The sequence below is a fragment of the Prevotella sp. DNF00663 genome (assembly GCF_001553265.1).
Lineage (GTDB): Bacteria > Bacteroidota > Bacteroidia > Bacteroidales > Bacteroidaceae > Prevotella.
Map to the genome: position 1 here is coordinate 55927 of NZ_KQ960662.1, position 16099 is coordinate 72025.

Here is a 16099-nt window from a genome sequence, read left to right on the forward strand (position 1 = left end):
ACACGTATGTCTAAGGCTAATAAGCAAGAACAAATACTCGTGAGCATCACCGGACAAGACCGTCCCGGTCTCACGGCTTCAATCATGGAGATACTTTCCCGTCATGATGCCGACATCCTTGATATCGGACAAGCAGATATTCATAGCACTCTCTCGCTAGGTATTCTCATCCGATTGGGCGAGATGCAGTCGGGACAGGTGATGAAAGAACTTCTCTTTAAGGCCACTGAGCTGGGTGTGAACATAGGTTTCTCGCCCATATCCGATGATAAATATGAGGATTGGGTGGGTCGCCAAGGCAAGAATCGCTATATTCTTACTCTCATCGGGCGTAGTCTGTCGGCTACACAGATAGCCGCTTATGCCAAGATAATCGCCTCCCAAGGCCTCAATATTGATTCTATTCTGCGTCTGACAGGGCGTCCGAGCATCAAGCATACGGAGCGAAATGTGCGTGCATGTATTGAGTTCTCGTTACGTGGAACACCCGATGACCGTGCTGTTATGCAAGCCGAATTCATGAAGCTGTCGGCAGATATGGGTATCGATTTTTCTTTCCAAGAAGATACAATGTACCGTCGTATGCGTCGACTCATCTGCTTTGATATGGACTCTACGCTCATCCAAACCGAGTGTATAGATGAGTTGGCTGCCAGAGCAGGTGTGGGTGAGCAGGTACGCAAGATTACCGAGCGTGCCATGCGAGGTGAGATTGATTTCAAGGAGAGTTTTACCGAGCGTGTAGCTCTGTTGAAAGGACTTGATGCGAGTGTGATGCAGGACATTGCAGAACATCTTCCTATCACCGAAGGTACCGACCGTTTGATGTCGGTATTGAAACGTTGCGGCTATAAGATAGCCATCCTTAGCGGTGGATTTACATTCTTCGGCGAGTATCTGCAGCGTCGTTATGGTATCGACTATGTCTATGCCAACGAGTTGGAGATAGGTGATGATGGTAAGTTGACAGGCCGTTATTTGGGAGAGATTGTCGATGGACATCGCAAAGCTGAACTCTTGAAACTCATCGCACAGGTGGAAAAGGTGAATTTGGCGCAAACGATTGCGGTTGGAGATGGTGCTAACGACCTGCCTATGATTTCGGAAGCAGGACTGGGTATCGCCTTCCATGCAAAGCCACGTGTGAAAGCTAATGCCGAACAATCTATTAGTACGATTGGTCTAGATGGTATTCTCTATTTCTTAGGATTTAAGGATAGCTATCTGGGAGAGGATGGGCAGTGATTGTTTTAAGGGAGTTAAGAGGAGTTTTCGCCTTGAGCTTTGGAGCTAATGGGAATTAGAAGAACCATGAAACTGCTTTCCAATATTGTTGTAAAGTTTGCACAAATGAGAACAAAATTTCGCATGTTGACGAAATTTTAGTTCCTTTGTAATCAATAAAGCAACGCGGAATGAACAGCCATATCCAAACGATATTGACCATATCCGGTTCCGATGGTACAGGCGAATCGGGTGTACAAGCCGATATCAAGACCGTTTCGGCCTTGGGAGGGTATGCTGTTTCGGTCATCACCTCGGTCACTGTGCAGAATACGGTGGGCATTCAGAGGTTCTTTGATATACCGGTCGACGTTGTCAGTGGACAGATAGAGGCCATCATCAACGACGTGCAACCTACGGTATTTAAAATAGGTATGGTGCGCAGTGTGGAGATATTGAGGGTGTTGATAGATGCTATTGTGCGCTATCAACCGCGTCATGTCATCTACGACCCGATTGTTTTTTCATCGCGTGGTGAACGTTTGATGGGCGATGATGTGCTTGCTCAGGTGCGACAAATGCTGTTACCGCTCTGTTCACTCGTCATTGTAAAACCGCACGATGCCGCTAGTTTGGTTGGCATTCGGGGGAAACAATCGGTCGAAGAGCAAGAGATGTTGCAACGTTTAAGAGCTTTTGGCTGTCGCGAAGTACTGTTGATGGACGATCGTTCACCCATTCTGCATGGTCAGAGTAACACTCTCTCTTCTGCCATAGCTACTTTCTTGGCACAAGGAAAGACAGTGGAGCAGGCCATATCTCAAGCTCGTTCGTATATCTCGCAGCAGATTATGCGAGCTGATAATCTACAAGGTAGGAGCCCGGAGTTGTACAATGATTTCATCGATGCCGTACATTTGCATTGTCATACCAACAGCGATGTGGCTTTCTATGCTGATTGTCTGAATGTGAGTAGCCGATATTTGGCGCAAGTGACGCGTAGAATAGCCGGTAAGTCGCCCAAAGAAATCATCGATGAATGTGTGGTAGAAGTGCTTGTCAGGCAACTTTTGACAACCAATAAGACCGTTCAAGAGATTGCATACGAGTATGGTTTCTCTTCGCAAGCGCATTTCTCACGCTATTTCAAGAAGCAAAAGGGGATGACACCCAGTGCTTTTCGACAGAATAAAGAGTAAGATTAAAACTAAAATAACCACTAAAAAAGCAACAAAATGGAAACTAGACAGATGCTCAATCGCAACTTAGCCCAGATGTTAAAGGGCGGTGTTATCATGGATGTAACTACCCCCGAACAGGCTCGTGTAGCCGAACAAGCTGGTGCTTGTGCCGTTATGGCACTAGAACGTATCCCAGCTGATATTCGTGCAGCGGGTGGTGTGTCTCGCATGAGCGACCCTAAGATGATACGAGGTATCCAAGAAGCCGTATCAATTCCTGTTATGGCAAAGTGCCGTATCGGTCATTTCGCCGAGGCACAGATACTCCAAGCTATTGAAATAGACTACATCGACGAGAGTGAGGTACTCTCTCCGGCCGATGATGTTTACCATATCGACAAGACCAAATTTGATGTTCCATTCGTTTGTGGAGCCAAGAATCTGAACGAAGCATTGCGTCGTATTGCTGAAGGAGCAACCATGATACGTACTAAAGGAGAACCCGGAACGGGCGATGTTGTACAGGCTGTGCGCCATATGAGGATGATGCAGAGCGAGATGCGTCGCTTGGTTTCGATGCAAGAGGATGAGTTGTTCGAGGCTGCTAAGCAGATGCAGGCACCGCTAGAACTCGTTCGTTACGTGCATGAAAATGGTAAATTGCCCGTTGTAAACTTCGCTGCTGGTGGCGTAGCTACACCTGCCGACGCTGCTCTTATGATGCAGTTGGGTGCTGAGGGAGTGTTCGTGGGTAGCGGAATCTTCAAGAGTGGCAATCCAGAAAAGCGTGCCAAGGCTATTGTTCAAGCTGTTACCAACTTCCAAGATGCTAAAATGCTGGCAGCCCTTTCGGAAGATTTGGGCGAAGCAATGGTTGGTATCAACGAGCAAGAAATTAGCCTGTTGATGGCTGAAAGAGGCAAATAATGAAGATTGGAGTATTGGCGTTGCAAGGCGCTTTTCTTGAACATGAACAGATATTGGAACGTCTTGGAGTTGAAACTGTGGAGATACGGCAACTCAAAGACTTCCAACAACCGTTGAATGGGCTTGTGATTCCCGGTGGAGAAAGTACGGTTCAACTGAAGCTTTTGCATGATTTGGGCTTGTTCCAACCTATTCAAGAGGCGATTAATGGTGGTCTTCCGGTGTTCGGAACATGTGCCGGCTTGATTCTGTTAGCCCAACATGTGGTGGGCGAAGAGGCCGATCGACTGGCTACGATGAATATGACTGTGTGCAGGAATGCCTATGGTCGGCAGCTTGGCAGTTTCCATACGGAGCATCAGATGGAAGGTATTGAGGGCGAAGTACCCATGACTTTCATCCGCGCACCATATATAAAAGAGGTGGGAGAGGGCGTAGAAGCGTTGGCAGAAGTTGATGGTCACATCGTAGCAGCGCGTCAAGGACGACAGCTCGTCACCGCTTTTCATCCAGAATTGACTGATGATTTGCGTGTTCACCGGTATTTCTTAGACCTTATTGAGCAACGTTAGAGCGTTGTTTATAGCCATTGATGAGTGCTATTATCTGCTTCAGCTTGGGCGATTTATCACCTCGCTGTAGTCGTTCTATAGCTAGTTCTTCGATGGTTTTGGATTTTTCGTAGATGCGAACAGTAGGGTTAGCATCTGCATCGAGCAGTATCTTCATACCCTTCGGGTCGAAGTTGAGGGCTGCCAAGTGCAGCAATGTTTGCCCATACTGCTTTTCTCGCACGTTCACATTTTTGGAATTTGCCAGTTGTTTCAGCTTATCCCAATTCTTTTCTTCCAAAGCTTGCGCTAACGGTTCGGCCGTTGTGCCCTCAAATAAGGTGTAGTCACTATATTCGGGATAGCTGGGTGGGGCATCTTTTTGAGCTATATAATCGGAAACAACGAAAATTGTCGATAGTAGTAATACCACACCTATCTGTGGTAAGAAGTCTAATAGGGCGTTGTGATAGCGTTCATGAAGTAGCAGACTCAGTTTAGCAGCACCTAATAAGAGGAAGCTGTACGAATTGACTGCGATGAAAAGCAACCATCCCAAAAGCTCATTGGGTGGGTTATCAAAGATAAATATGGAGCCAAAGTAGACCAATGGAGCTGCTACTATTGGCAATAATGTAAACGTGAGATAGGCTTTTAACCATTTCGGTGCAGCATCAAATCGTTTGCTAATCTTTATTTTCATCGTCTCAAACTCTTAATCTATTATGATAATCTCTGCGTTTTTACCTTCCTCGTATGCTCATAGATATACTCTCTTTGGCAAAGATACAAAATCGTACAGCCGTTTACAAGAGGTTTTCCCAATTTTCTTTCAGCTGTGGCATGTTGTCGAATACGATGTTGGCACCCTCTTTAGCCAATGTGTCATTGGGCAGTGGACCACTGTTTACAGCCACGGTAAAGATGCCGGCAGCTACTCCTGCCCTGACGCCCATGGGCGCATTCTCTACCACGATACCCTCGTTGGGGCGCAGATTACCTGCCTTTTGTAACCCCATCAGATAAGGGTCGGGAGCCGGTTTACCGTGTTCCACATCGTAAGCTGTCACGATATGCTGCTCGTCTACAAACTCATGGAAGTCATTGAGTACGCGAGCAATAAGCGGACGTTGCCCACTTCCGGTGACGATGCCAATCTGCAATCCGTCTCGTTTCATCTTTCTCATCAGGTCGATGACTCCTTCCATGATGGGGGCGATGGGCAACAGACCAAATTGGCGAGTCTTCTCGTCGTACATCATTTGTGCCTCTGCTTCGTCAATATCCTTGCCTTGCTGCTGTTTCACGAGCATGCGGATGGTATCAATGCCGCGCATTCCCTCGGTGGCATAGGCATCCTCGGCCGTCATGTGGATACCGAATGAAGCCATAGAACGTTGCCATGCTATCGAATGGTTGGGCATAGAATCGTATAATACGCCATCCATATCGAATAGAGCCACGCGTGGTGAGAACCCTTTAGGAGCCGGTCGTAGAAGTTGAAGTTTTGTTTTTGTCATGAATATAACTTAAAAAGGGATTAGTAGCCTGTCTTGGCACTAATCCCTAATCTTTAATCTATAATTTCTTTACTCAGCTGCCAAGCGTTCTTTGATAGCTTTGCTGTCAGCTTCGTAGCCCGGTTTGTCAAGCAGTGCGAACATGTTTTTCTTGTAAGCTTCTACTCCCGGTTGGTTGAATGGGTTCACGCCTAGTACATTACCACTGATACCGCAAGCGATTTCAAAGAAGTAAATGAGCTGTCCGATGTAGTATTCGTTGAGTTCGGGAACGCTGATGCGGATGTTTGGAACGCCACCGTCGACGTGTGCCAGACGTGTTCCAAGTTCGGCCATCTTGTTTACTTCGTCCACACGCTTGCCTGCGAGGAAGTTCAAACCGTCCAAGTTTTCCTCGTCGTTGGGGAACAACAACTTCTTATTAGGTTGCTCTACGCTGATGACAGTCTCGAAGATAGAACGCTCACCTTCCTGAATCCACTGACCCATAGAGTGTAAATCGGTGGTGAAGTCGCACGATGCCGGGAAGATACCCTTGCCCTCTTTGCCTTCGCTCTCGCCGAACAACTGCTTCCACCATTCGCTGATGAAGTGGAGTTTTGGTTGGAAGTTGACCATAATCTCAATCTTCTTGCCTGCCTGACTATATAGACCGTTGCGTACGGCAGCATACTGTGCAGCCAAATTCTCGGCAAAAGGAACATCCTTACCGGTTGCTTTCTCCATGTCGGTAGCACCCTGTACCAGTGTCTTGATGTCGAAACCGGCACATGCAATAGGCAACAAACCTACCGGAGTGAGCACGGAGAAACGACCACCCACGTTATCGGGGATGATGAAACTCTTGTATCCTTCCTTGTCGGCACATGTACGTGCGGCACCACGTTTGGCATCGGTAACAGCTACAATGACATCTTTAGCCTCTTCCTTACCGCGCTGTGCCTCGCATTGTTTCTTGAGTAAGCGGAACGTAAGAGCCGTTTCGGTGGTTGTACCCGATTTAGAGATATTGATGACACCGAACTTCTTGTCGGCCAAGTATTCTGTCAGCTCGGTGAGATAGTCTTCACCTATGTTGTTTCCTGCATAGAGGATAACGGGATTTTTCTTGTCGTTGATAAGCCAAGAGAATGCATTACCCAGTGCTTCTATCACGGCGCGAGCCCCCAAATAGCTACCACCGATACCTGCAACTACCACTACGTCGCACTTAGCACGCAATGTGTCGGCCACAGCCTGTACTTCGTCGAGGAATGCAGGAGTGATGGAAGAGGGGAGATGCAGCCAACCCAAGAAATCATTTCCGGGGCATGTGCCGTTCTCAAGAGCCTCTTGAGCAGCCTTTATCTTTGGTTCAAAAGCCTCTACTGCACCTTTATCAAGGAATTGTGCAGCCTTTGTAATGTCTAAGCTGATACTTTTCATTATCGTATATGTTTTAAACTTGTTGTTACTATCTGAAGCTGTCGGTCAACAGCTTGATTTCTATTTGCGGGTTGATGCGCTCGTAGAGGATGTTGTACACAGCATCGAGGATGGGCATGTTGACGTGCATGTGACGGTTGATTTCCTTCATACACTTCGTGCCATAGTATCCTTCGGCTATCATTTCCATTTCTATCTGCGCAGTCTTTACGCTATATCCCTTGCCAATCATGGTTCCAAACGTGCGGTTACGACTGAAGTTGCTGTAGCCGGTAACGAGTAAGTCGCCGATATATACGGAGTCGTAGATACTTCGCTCGATGGGATGTATGGCCGTTAAGAATCTATTTGTCTCCTGTACTGCATTGGCCATGAGCACGGCTTGGAAGTTGTCTCCATATTTCAAACCGTTACAAATGCCTGCAGCAATGGCATATACATTCTTCAATACCGAAGCATATTCGATGCCGATGACGTCGGTACTGGTCTTGGTCTTGATGAAGTTGCTCGATAGTACTTCGGTAAACAACTGCGCCTTTTGTCTGTTTCCACAAGCCACGGTGAGATAGGAGAGACGCTCTAACGCTACTTCCTCGGCATGCGACGGTCCGCCTATGCAGGCTAAATTGTCATATGGCACGTCAAAAACCTCGTGGAAATATTCCGAGCAAACCAAATTCTCGTCGGGTACAATACCTTTGATGGCTGTGACGATAAACTTATCGCGCAGTGGAGATTTAAGTTTGCGCAGATGGTTTTTAAGATATGGAGAGGGGGTTACGAACACTAGTGTGTCGTAACTCTCTATGATTTTGTTGATATCCGATGAGAAAAATATCTCATCTACGTCGAAGTGAGCGCTCGTAAGATACGCCGGGTTGTGCCCCAGACGCTTGAAATCTTCGATACGGTCGTCGCGACGCATATACCATCCGATGTGATGTGTATGTGTGACGATGATCTTTGCAATGGCTGTAGCCCAGCTTCCACCACCTATAATCGCTATTTTACCGCAATTGAACACCCTTATTTAATTTAGAATTGATAATTGAAAAATGAGAATTATGGTATGTTGATTTGCTTATCATAATTATTCATTTTCAATTATCAACTATCAATTACAAATTGGCTTTATCAATCCACTGTTGGAACTCGTCCACCTTTGGATTCTCATAGCCTAGTTTATACTTCTTATTGACACCGCAAACGTCCATTTGGAGTTTCTGTGCTTTCACCTCTTTGATGTCGGATACCAAGTTGTAACCAGCTTTACGGAATACGGCAACCCACTCTTCGGGTACACCAAGTGCGCCCCATTCGGCAACCGAACTTTGTGGTATCTTCTTTTCAGGCTTCATCTGTGGGAAGAACAACACTTCTTGGATGTTGGTCTGACCGGTCATTAACATGACCAGTCGGTCAATACCTATGCCGATACCAGAGGTTGGTGGCATACCATATTGTAGTGCACGTAGGAAGTCTTGGTCGATAATCATGGCCTCGTCGTCGCCCTTGTCGGCCAGTGCCATTTGGGCTTTGAAGCGGTCTTCTTGGTCGAGTGGGTCGTTCAACTCAGAGTAGGCATTGGCCAACTCCTTACCATTCACCATCAACTCGAAACGCTCTGTGAGTCCCGGTTTAGAACGGTGCATCTTCGTCAGAGGCGACATCTCTACAGGATAGTCGGTGATGAAGGTGGGCTGGATGAATGTTCCTTCGCAGAACTCGCCGAAAATCTCGTCGATAAGTTTACCCTTACCCATGGTATCGTCGATTTCCATATTGAGCTTCTTGCATACTTCGCGAATCTCGTCTTCGCTCATTCCGTTGAGATCATAGCCTGTCTTCTCTTTGATGGCATCAAGGATGGGCAGACGACGATAGGGAGCCTTGAAGCTAATCGTCTTGCCGTCGATTTCGCGTTCGGGCTTGCCGTTCACAGCTATGCAAATCTTTTCTAGCAATTGCTCGGTGAAACTCATCATCCAATTGTAGTCCTTGTACTGCACGTAAAGTTCCATACAAGTGAATTCAGGATTATGGTTGCGGTCCATACCCTCATTGCGGAAGTTCTTACCGATTTCGTATACGCCCTCGAAACCGCCCACAATGAGACGTTTCAAATACAACTCGGTGGCGATACGCATGTACATATCTACGTTGAGTGCATTGAAGTGGGTGATGAATGGACGAGCCGAAGCACCTCCGGCAATCGACTGTAAGGTCGGAGTCTCAACTTCTGTATAGCCGGCTTCGTCGAGTGTGTTGCGCAGAGTACGCAATACGGTAGCACGTTGTAGGAACACATCCTTCACACCCTCGTTGACAACGAGGTCTACATAGCGCTGACGGAAACGCAATTCGGGGTCGTCGAACTTGTCGAAAGCTTCACCGTCTTTGTACTTAACGATAGGCAGTGGCTTCAAACTCTTGCTCAACAACACTAGTTCTTTGGCGTGTACAGACACCTCACCCGTCTGAGTTTTGAACACAAAACCCTTGATACCGATGATGTCACCGATGTCTAAAAGACGTTTGAAGACTTTGTTATATAAATCTTTATTCTCGTCCGGACAGATGTCGTCGCGAGTAATGTAAACCTGTATTCTTCCTTTTGAGTCTTGAAGTTCGGCAAAACTAGCCTTTCCCATTACACGGCGAGTCATCATACGACCTGCTATCACGACTTCTTTCTCTTCTCCTTCTTGGAAATCTCTGATGATGTCGGTGCTAAAAGCGTTTGTGGGATACTCGGCAGCAGGATATGGATCGATACCCATATCGCGCAGTTCCTGAAGACTTTGGCGGCGGATAATCTCCTGCTCGCTTAATTCCAATACGTTCATACTATATCTTACTAGAATATATTCTTAATCTAACACTGCAAAAGTAATAAATAATTCTGAAACTTCGGGGCTTTTCCTGCTTTTTTACATCGTTGCTCGCAACTTGTCGACTCGTACTAGTAAACGAGTCATTCCAAACTCGTTAACTCGTCTATTTGCCAATTAGTAAACATCGTCTTGTTTACCTATCAACTCGTTTACTTGTCAACTTCCCCTTAAAACTTCTCATATCTCGTTTTTAACTTCTCACTCTTCACTTGCTGCAAGGCCTAGGCAAGATTGCTGTTTCGGCTCCGCAGCATTGCTGTCCGTGCTTGGCAATATCGCTGGAAAGCCCTTGCAGTAAATGAAGTTTATAAGTTTTTGAGTTCATGAATGGGGGAGTGAGTTTGTAAGTTCATGAGTTCGTGAGTTGAAAAGTATTGGATTAGGATTGAGAGATGGGGGAATTGTCGGATTTGGTGATACTTATCAAAGTGTAAAAGTGTTTTTTTTTTGTTAAAGCTAGAAGCGTTGTCAGGATTCTTTATATCACTTTTTCTACCTTTGTAATATTATAGAGAACGTAATTAATGACTAATATTGAATCATGAAAAAGAATCTCGCAACGTGGCTATTAGCCTGCTTATGTGTCGGTATGTTAACCACTTTGTCGGCTTGTCGTGATACGATTGACGACCCGCCTGCCGACCAATTGCAACTTTCAATATCTGAACGTGAGCTGCTTCCGACTGCTGAGGTGATGACTAATGATACCGTTTATCAGTTTGATGTGCTCAAAAGTAAGGGCATGTTTAAGGTAAAGGTGAATGGGGGTAATAGTTATGTTACTCCAAGAGTGAAAGTTAATGGACAACATGTCACCATTGGGTTGTTGTCGGAATATACCGGTGTGCAGGTGACGGATGAAGCCGGACAAGAGATTTCTTTCCATATCCACTCAGCGCATGCCGACTTAAAGATGCAGAGCTACCTCTATGCAGTTTGGTATGGATGTACTTTTCGCTATCCGGATTTTAAATACGGTCTTGGCGACATGAAGGTATTATCGGGAAACGGGAATAAGGGCGTTGCTGAAGTATCATTTGATAAGAACAATGTGTTGATTGTCAAGAGCAAACGGACTGGTAGTTCTTATTTCACAGTGGCCGATGGTAGGGGCGTCACACGCTCGTTGCAAGTGGCTGTGGAAGAAGGTTACGACATGACAACAGATAGTTTGGAAGTTACGTCTACCAATCCATCAAGTCTTTGTTTCCCTATTAAATATGGCAAAGCCGGTGGTTGGAAACTTGTAAAGAGTACGATTCCCTATGTACATGACCATGTGATTTCTCCTTCAAACGAGAATGTTTTGTGCGATTACGACTTGCTGTATGTCTATATTAACTATCCTTACAAGAACAAGCAATATAAGTATTATTTGGAAAACAAGGATGGTAGCAAGGGCGTAGTAGTGGTGAATGTTGTGGAAAAGAAAGATAAGTAGTAAGAGGAATAGATAATGGAACTGAACGACTACCAAGAGGCTGCGCTCAAGACGGCCATTTATCCCGAAGATATGGGCATCGTGTATCCGGCATTAGGATTGTCGGGAGAGACAGGAGAGGTAGCAGATAAAATCAAAAAGTGTATCCGTGACAACGACGGAGTGTTCGACGAGGCTGAAAGGAAGGCTGTGGCTAAGGAGATGGGAGATGTGTTGTGGTATCTCGCGGCTTTGAGTAGAGATATTGATATTTCGCTCGAAGAGATAGCACGTATGAACTTGGAGAAAGTTATGTCGCGACAACTGCGTGGAAAGTTGCATGGTCAGGGCGACGAACGATAATTTTGTTGCTGTATAAACACAAAAAAGCCGAGTTATTAGATGCTTGCTAATAACTCGGCTTCTTTACGTGCCGGCTTGCCGGTTTCGGTTGTTGGAACATGCTCTATGGTCTTGATAACCTTGGGTTGCCAGTATTTGGGCAGCGCTTGCTGGCATATTCGAGCCACTTGCTGCATGTCTTTAGACTCTGTCAGTAGTACGATAATCTCGCCAAACTTCTCGTCCGGCCGTTTCGTAATGACGAATGGAACGTTGAGATGGGGCTTCAGTGCGGATTCAACTTCTTCTATTTGTACTTTGATACCGCCTGTATCAATCACGTTATCTCGTCGTCCAAGGATGCGGAACCGTTGTCCGTCGGGTGAAAGTTCGGCCAAGTCGTTGGTGACGAGTGGTTTGTTGCAAACCTGCGGAGCGTCTATGACGAGACAACCATCGCTGTTGAGCGATACGGTGACAGTGTCGAAAGCTTCGTACCACGTGCTGGCTTGTGGATTATTGAGGCGTCGTAAAGCGATATGCGAGAGGGTTTCGGTCATACCATAAGTACTCCATACGTGGTTGGGAAAGTCTTTGAGCGCGTTGGCAAGCCCATCGTCGATGGCTCCACCGCCTATGATTAATTGCCGTATACCGCGTAGACATTCGGCTTCTTCGGTCACTTGCAGGCTGTTGTACACTTGCATGGGTACCATCGCGGCAAAGGTTGGAGGCGTTTTAAGGCTTTTGAGAGGATGGCCAGATGGCTCGACAGTGATGAGTTTTAAATGGCGTTCGAGGCTACGTACGACTACCATTTTGCCGGCGATGTAGTCTAATGGCATGCAGAGGAGAGCAGTGTCACCAGCTTTTAAACCTAGGAAATCGCACGTAATGCGTGCACTGTTGAGCATACGCTGCTTTTCTACCCACATGGGTTTGGGTTTGCCGGTCGACCCACTGGTATGTACGAGTACCTTATCATTGTCGTTATGCCATTCGGCTAAGAATTCTTCAAGCACCATAGTTGTTCTCCTCTTATCTCTATTGGCATGTCGATGTTATTAGTAAAAAGCTGTCCTGTACCCAATCCTTGTGGCATGGTGATGTTGGAACCGTATATTTTGGCAGCTAGTTGGGCTACGCTGTTTAGTCCTATATTGCTTTCTAATGCACTTGTCATCCACGAACCGATGGCTCGTTGGCGTGCCAGTTGAATCCATTCTTCCGTTCCGCGCATGCCACCGTGTAGCGTCGGCTTCAGAATAATGTATTGTGGCCGGATGGTATCGAGCAGTTCGGCTTTCATTTCAGGTATATTCACGCCGATAAGTTCTTCATCCAGTGCGATGGGTAAGGGCGTATTGCGGCAAAGTTTAGCCATTTCTGCCCATTGATGTGGCCGAATGGGCTGTTCGATGGAGTGGATGTCGAAGCGTGATAATTGTTCTAATCGCTGCATAGCATTATCGCGTGTGAATCCACCGTTGGCGTCTACGCGTAGTTCTATTTGTTCTTTAGAGAAGTGGCGGCGGATATGTTGGATGAGTGCCAACTCTTGTTCGAAGTCTATCGCACCGATTTTGAGCTTCACACAGTGGAAACCTTGCTCCAGCTTTTGTTCAATACGGTGGTACATTTCATCGAAAGTTCCCATCCACACCAGTCCATTGATGGTGATGCCTTCTTCTCCTTTGCCAAATGGCGTGTTGAAGAAATTGAGGCTTCCACCGGCTGCTATTTGGGCGAAAGCAGTCTCTAAACCGAAGAGGATAGATGGATAAGGGCGCAACATATCAAAAGGTATGCTGCCCGTAGTTTCTACTAAGCGGCATACTTCGCGCAATGTTTTCTCGTATTCGGGGCTGGCATCGCAACTTAAATCGGGCAGTGGAGCACACTCTCCGATACCCGTCACACCGTTATGGGTAACATTGAGCAGCCAAATATCGTGGGTAGTGTATACTCCCCTTGATGTTCCTGCTGGCTGTTTGAAGTGTAGTTGTTTGTGCGTAATGGTAAGTTGCATGTGATAAAGTGGTTTTCCCTCCCCTTTTGGGGAGGGCTAAAGTGGGGCTTTTAAGGTAAAATCGGGTATTGTTCGAAGTTGGGTTTGCGCTTCTCTAGGAAGGCTTTGCCACCTTCTTGAGCTTCATCCATCGTATAATAGAGCATGGTGGCATCGCCGGCAAGTTCTTGTATGCCCGCTTGACCATCAAGTTCGGCGTTCAGTCCGGCCTTAATCATGCGCAAGGCAAGCGGACTACGCTCCATCATCAATTCTGCCCACTCCACACATTCGTCCTCCAGGCGGTCGAAAGGAACCACTTTGTTCACCATGCCCATACGCTCTGCTTCCTCGGCGGTGTACTGTTTACAGAGGAACCAAATCTCTCTTGCTTTCTTCTGACCAACCATTCTGGCTAAGTAAGAAGCTCCGAAACCGGCATCAAACGAGCCTACTTTAGGACCAGTTTGGCCGAAAATGGCATTCTCGCTGGCAATGGTGAGGTCACACATCACGTGTAAAACGTGTCCGCCACCAATGGCATAGCCGTTCACCATGGCTATGACAGGCTTCGGTAAACGACGAATTTGCATTTGTACATCGAGTACATTGAGGCGTGGAACACCATCGTTTCCCACGTAACCACCGCGTCCTTTCACGTGCATGTCGCCACCTGAGCAGAACGCTTTGTCTCCTGCGCCGGTCAAGATGACCACTCTGACTTCGCTACTCTCCCGACAATAGCTGAATGCCTGACTCATTTCCCACGTTGTTAGAGGCGTGAAGGCATTGCGATAACGTTCGCGGTTGATGGTGATTTTGGCAATATGATTGTACATTTCGAAGAGGATTTCCTTGAAATCAAACCCTTCTATCTTTTTCCATTCTCTTGTTTTCATTGTTTGTTATTTGATAAATAGTATTCCTTGGATGCTTGATATGTCTGTCACTTCGTCTTTGATATTGAAGTAAAGGTAGTTAACGAGCAGCAACATGTTATCTCCTGTAGCATGGATTTGGGCGTTCTTTTGGTTCTCGGCAGCCGCTTCCAACTCTTTTTTAGAGAAGGTAAGGTCGTATTTCTTGTCGTTAGCCTTTACTGTGGTGATGATATTGTCGCCCTCTGTCTTCTTGATAGTGCAGTTTCCGTTCGTTATATAGACAAACGATTTGTAACCGTTGGGAAGGATTGTTGGTTTCTCTATAAGGGTATCTACGTTGTAGCTATTGATATTGGCGACGTTATCTCCCTCTGTAAAGTCGTACCAGAAGAAATAAGGGATACTATTTTTATTCCACAATTCTTCTTGTTGTTCTGCTCGGTAGTTCTCTGTCAGATAGCTACCTTTATCTATCAATACTTGTTTTTCCTCTTTAGACAAGGTCTTTATAAACTTACCAAGTGCTTTTTTAGTGATGGGTAACTTCACGTTGGGTGCTTTGGTAAGTATTTGTTTCACTTGATTCTTCATGGAATGTAGCGTGATATTGGCATAACTCTGCGGGCCTACCGAACTTAGCAAGGCTATTATGACAAACGAAACAGGTATAAGAAGCATACGACGACTCCTGTTTAGAATGAGATAAAGGCACACCGCATAGCACCAAATGTTGAATGTGAGTATATAAAGGCGTGCCACCGTAATGCCATAATCGCTGAGTCGACGGCCGATACCGATGGACATTAGCATCAAAAGGGGAAGTGCTGCTACCGGCAACCAGCGTAAAAGAGACTTATCAAACTTCTTTCCTTCTTGGAATTGTGAAGGATATAGCAATGCCATAATAGCCATTGTACCCAGCATCATTGCTGTTACCAACCATGAAACCCAACCATTTGGTAATTGCCAAGCTACTAAAATCTTGATGGTATAACCGTAAAGTGTAAGGAAATAGGCAAGAAGTAGAGGCACGAGTGCGTAATGTACGATGCCTAATAATACCGAAGAGAGACCTGTAGACGACTCATTGTGCTTCTTATCTTGTTCGGGAATGAATTGTAAAAAGATAAGTGGCAGTATGAAAGTGTAACATGTAAAGATAATATCTACTCTATATAGCCAACCTATATCGAATCCGAAGAGTTGTACGAAAGCCTCTATCAGAAGTTGAATACCTGCCATAAGCACGGTAGCAGCAAGTCCTGAGATGATAAGTCCTATCAATAAGCGATATGTAAAGTTCCATAATCCGAGTTCGTTTTTCCGTTTCAAGAACGATACAATGAATATCATGACTACCAGTACAAGTACTAAAGCTATCATAGTTGTAGCTTCTATCATATCGCCCGGCATGCAGTTGGAGAGCCAAAAGACCAGTCCGAACCACCCGATATGCAGCATTACCTGTATGGCTATGTTCAGTTCACGGTTTTTTACTTCCTCGCTCCATAGCCTTAATACCAAGGCCAAGAGCATGGCTGTGATGGGATAGTAGACAAAGAGAGTGGTAGATTGAGCTGTAAAGGTGCCGTCTAGATGGTTCAGATAGCAACATCCCATGGCCGATAAGACGGCAAAGAGGATTACAATGGGAAACCGTTGGCATCCAGCCAGCAGATTTTCCTTGATAGTTTGGATGGATAGATTCTTAAACATAGTGTTATTA

Annotated in this window: 15 protein-coding genes; 6 read left to right on the forward strand and 9 right to left on the reverse strand. The window is 46.0% G+C overall.

The window, feature by feature from the left end:
* Positions 1-6: 6 nt before the first annotated feature.
* The 4 genes from serB to pdxT all read left to right on the forward strand — a co-directional run bounded on the left by serB (position 7) and on the right by pdxT (position 3904).
* Positions 7-1245, forward strand: a complete 1239-nt coding sequence (gene serB, locus HMPREF3034_RS11075; protein ID WP_036896935.1) for a phosphoserine phosphatase SerB — start codon at positions 7-9, stop codon at positions 1243-1245.
* Between the two features lie 170 nt (positions 1246-1415).
* Positions 1416-2423: a hydroxymethylpyrimidine/phosphomethylpyrimidine kinase gene (locus HMPREF3034_RS11080; RefSeq protein ID WP_062435606.1), complete on the forward strand. Its 1008-nt coding sequence runs from the start codon at positions 1416-1418 to the stop codon at positions 2421-2423.
* Between the two features lie 36 nt (positions 2424-2459).
* Positions 2460-3332, forward strand: a complete 873-nt coding sequence (pdxS, locus tag HMPREF3034_RS11085; protein ID WP_036896941.1) for a pyridoxal 5'-phosphate synthase lyase subunit PdxS — start codon at positions 2460-2462, stop codon at positions 3330-3332.
* Positions 3332-3904, forward strand: coding sequence for a pyridoxal 5'-phosphate synthase glutaminase subunit PdxT (gene pdxT, locus HMPREF3034_RS11090; protein ID WP_036896944.1), 573 nt, complete (start codon positions 3332-3334; stop codon positions 3902-3904). Before pdxS ends, pdxT begins: the two co-directional genes overlap by 1 nt.
* Here pdxT and HMPREF3034_RS11095 read toward each other — a convergent pair.
* The 5 genes from HMPREF3034_RS11095 to lysS form a co-directional block, all read right to left on the reverse strand.
* Complete coding sequence (locus HMPREF3034_RS11095) at positions 3888-4586, reverse strand: ankyrin repeat domain-containing protein (RefSeq protein WP_062435609.1); 699 nt, start codon at positions 4584-4586, stop codon at positions 3888-3890. The genes pdxT and HMPREF3034_RS11095 overlap by 17 nt on opposite strands.
* 103 nt (positions 4587-4689) lie before the next feature.
* Positions 4690-5403 carry an HAD family hydrolase gene (locus HMPREF3034_RS11100; RefSeq protein WP_036896948.1) on the reverse strand — a complete coding sequence of 238 codons (714 nt, stop codon included), beginning with the start codon at positions 5401-5403 and terminating at the stop codon, positions 4690-4692.
* Positions 5404-5472: 69 nt separating this feature from the next.
* Positions 5473-6828, reverse strand: coding sequence for a glucose-6-phosphate isomerase (locus HMPREF3034_RS11105; RefSeq protein WP_036896949.1), 1356 nt, complete (start codon positions 6826-6828; stop codon positions 5473-5475).
* Between the two features lie 28 nt (positions 6829-6856).
* Entirely contained in the window at positions 6857-7852 is a 996-nt protein-coding gene (locus HMPREF3034_RS11110; protein WP_036896951.1) for an NAD(P)H-dependent glycerol-3-phosphate dehydrogenase, read from the reverse strand.
* Positions 7853-7946: 94 nt separating this feature from the next.
* Complete coding sequence (gene lysS / locus HMPREF3034_RS11115; RefSeq protein ID WP_036896953.1) at positions 7947-9674, reverse strand: lysine--tRNA ligase; 1728 nt, start codon at positions 9672-9674, stop codon at positions 7947-7949.
* Between the two features lie 589 nt (positions 9675-10263).
* Between lysS and HMPREF3034_RS11120 the strand changes: the two genes are divergently transcribed.
* Both HMPREF3034_RS11120 and HMPREF3034_RS11125 read left to right on the forward strand, forming a co-directional pair.
* Positions 10264-11163 (forward strand): hypothetical protein, encoded by a 900-nt coding sequence (locus HMPREF3034_RS11120; RefSeq protein ID WP_156431123.1) that lies wholly within the window; start codon positions 10264-10266, stop codon positions 11161-11163.
* Positions 11164-11178: 15 nt separating this feature from the next.
* The gene (locus HMPREF3034_RS11125; protein ID WP_036896957.1) at positions 11179-11505 is read left to right on the forward strand and encodes a nucleoside triphosphate pyrophosphohydrolase family protein; all 327 of its coding nucleotides are present in this window, start codon (positions 11179-11181) and stop codon (positions 11503-11505) included.
* Positions 11506-11540: 35 nt separating this feature from the next.
* Here the strand turns inward: HMPREF3034_RS11125 and HMPREF3034_RS11130 are convergent, their stop codons facing one another.
* From HMPREF3034_RS11130 to HMPREF3034_RS11145, 4 genes are read right to left on the reverse strand one after another with little or no spacing between them, the layout of a single operon-like run.
* Positions 11541-12509, reverse strand: coding sequence for an AMP-binding protein (locus HMPREF3034_RS11130; RefSeq protein WP_062435616.1), 969 nt, complete (start codon positions 12507-12509; stop codon positions 11541-11543).
* Entirely contained in the window at positions 12488-13513 is a 1026-nt protein-coding gene (gene menC, locus HMPREF3034_RS11135; RefSeq protein ID WP_036896962.1) for an o-succinylbenzoate synthase, read from the reverse strand. The genes HMPREF3034_RS11130 and menC overlap by 22 nt, the downstream gene beginning before the upstream one ends.
* A 50-nt stretch (positions 13514-13563) precedes the next feature.
* Positions 13564-14391, reverse strand: a complete 828-nt coding sequence (menB, locus tag HMPREF3034_RS11140) for a 1,4-dihydroxy-2-naphthoyl-CoA synthase (RefSeq protein WP_062435619.1) — start codon at positions 14389-14391, stop codon at positions 13564-13566.
* Between the two features lie 6 nt (positions 14392-14397).
* Positions 14398-16089, reverse strand: a complete 1692-nt coding sequence (locus HMPREF3034_RS11145) for a DUF4153 domain-containing protein (RefSeq protein WP_062435620.1) — start codon at positions 16087-16089, stop codon at positions 14398-14400.
* Positions 16090-16099 lie beyond the last annotated feature (10 nt).

Excerpts from the sequence above, each read along its gene's own strand:
- serB (WP_036896935.1), top strand. The coding sequence starts at position 7 with ATGTCTAAGGCTAATAAGCAAGAACAAATACTCGTGAGCATCACCGGA.
- HMPREF3034_RS11080 (WP_062435606.1), top strand. The coding sequence starts at position 1,416 with ATGAACAGCCATATCCAAACGATATTGACCATATCCGGTTCCGATGGT.
- pdxS (WP_036896941.1), top strand. The coding sequence starts at position 2,460 with ATGGAAACTAGACAGATGCTCAATCGCAACTTAGCCCAGATGTTAAAG.
- pdxT (WP_036896944.1), top strand. The coding sequence starts at position 3,332 with ATGAAGATTGGAGTATTGGCGTTGCAAGGCGCTTTTCTTGAACATGAA.
- HMPREF3034_RS11095 (WP_062435609.1), bottom strand. The coding sequence starts at position 4,586 with ATGAAAATAAAGATTAGCAAACGATTTGATGCTGCACCGAAATGGTTA.
- HMPREF3034_RS11100 (WP_036896948.1), bottom strand. The coding sequence starts at position 5,403 with ATGACAAAAACAAAACTTCAACTTCTACGACCGGCTCCTAAAGGGTTC.
- HMPREF3034_RS11105 (WP_036896949.1), bottom strand. The coding sequence starts at position 6,828 with ATGAAAAGTATCAGCTTAGACATTACAAAGGCTGCACAATTCCTTGAT.
- lysS (WP_036896953.1), bottom strand. The coding sequence starts at position 9,674 with ATGAACGTATTGGAATTAAGCGAGCAGGAGATTATCCGCCGCCAAAGT.
- HMPREF3034_RS11120 (WP_156431123.1), top strand. The coding sequence starts at position 10,264 with ATGAAAAAGAATCTCGCAACGTGGCTATTAGCCTGCTTATGTGTCGGT.
- HMPREF3034_RS11125 (WP_036896957.1), top strand. The coding sequence starts at position 11,179 with ATGGAACTGAACGACTACCAAGAGGCTGCGCTCAAGACGGCCATTTAT.
- HMPREF3034_RS11130 (WP_062435616.1), bottom strand. The coding sequence starts at position 12,509 with ATGGTGCTTGAAGAATTCTTAGCCGAATGGCATAACGACAATGATAAG.
- menC (WP_036896962.1), bottom strand. The coding sequence starts at position 13,513 with ATGCAACTTACCATTACGCACAAACAACTACACTTCAAACAGCCAGCA.
- menB (WP_062435619.1), bottom strand. The coding sequence starts at position 14,391 with ATGAAAACAAGAGAATGGAAAAAGATAGAAGGGTTTGATTTCAAGGAA.
- HMPREF3034_RS11145 (WP_062435620.1), bottom strand. The coding sequence starts at position 16,089 with ATGTTTAAGAATCTATCCATCCAAACTATCAAGGAAAATCTGCTGGCT.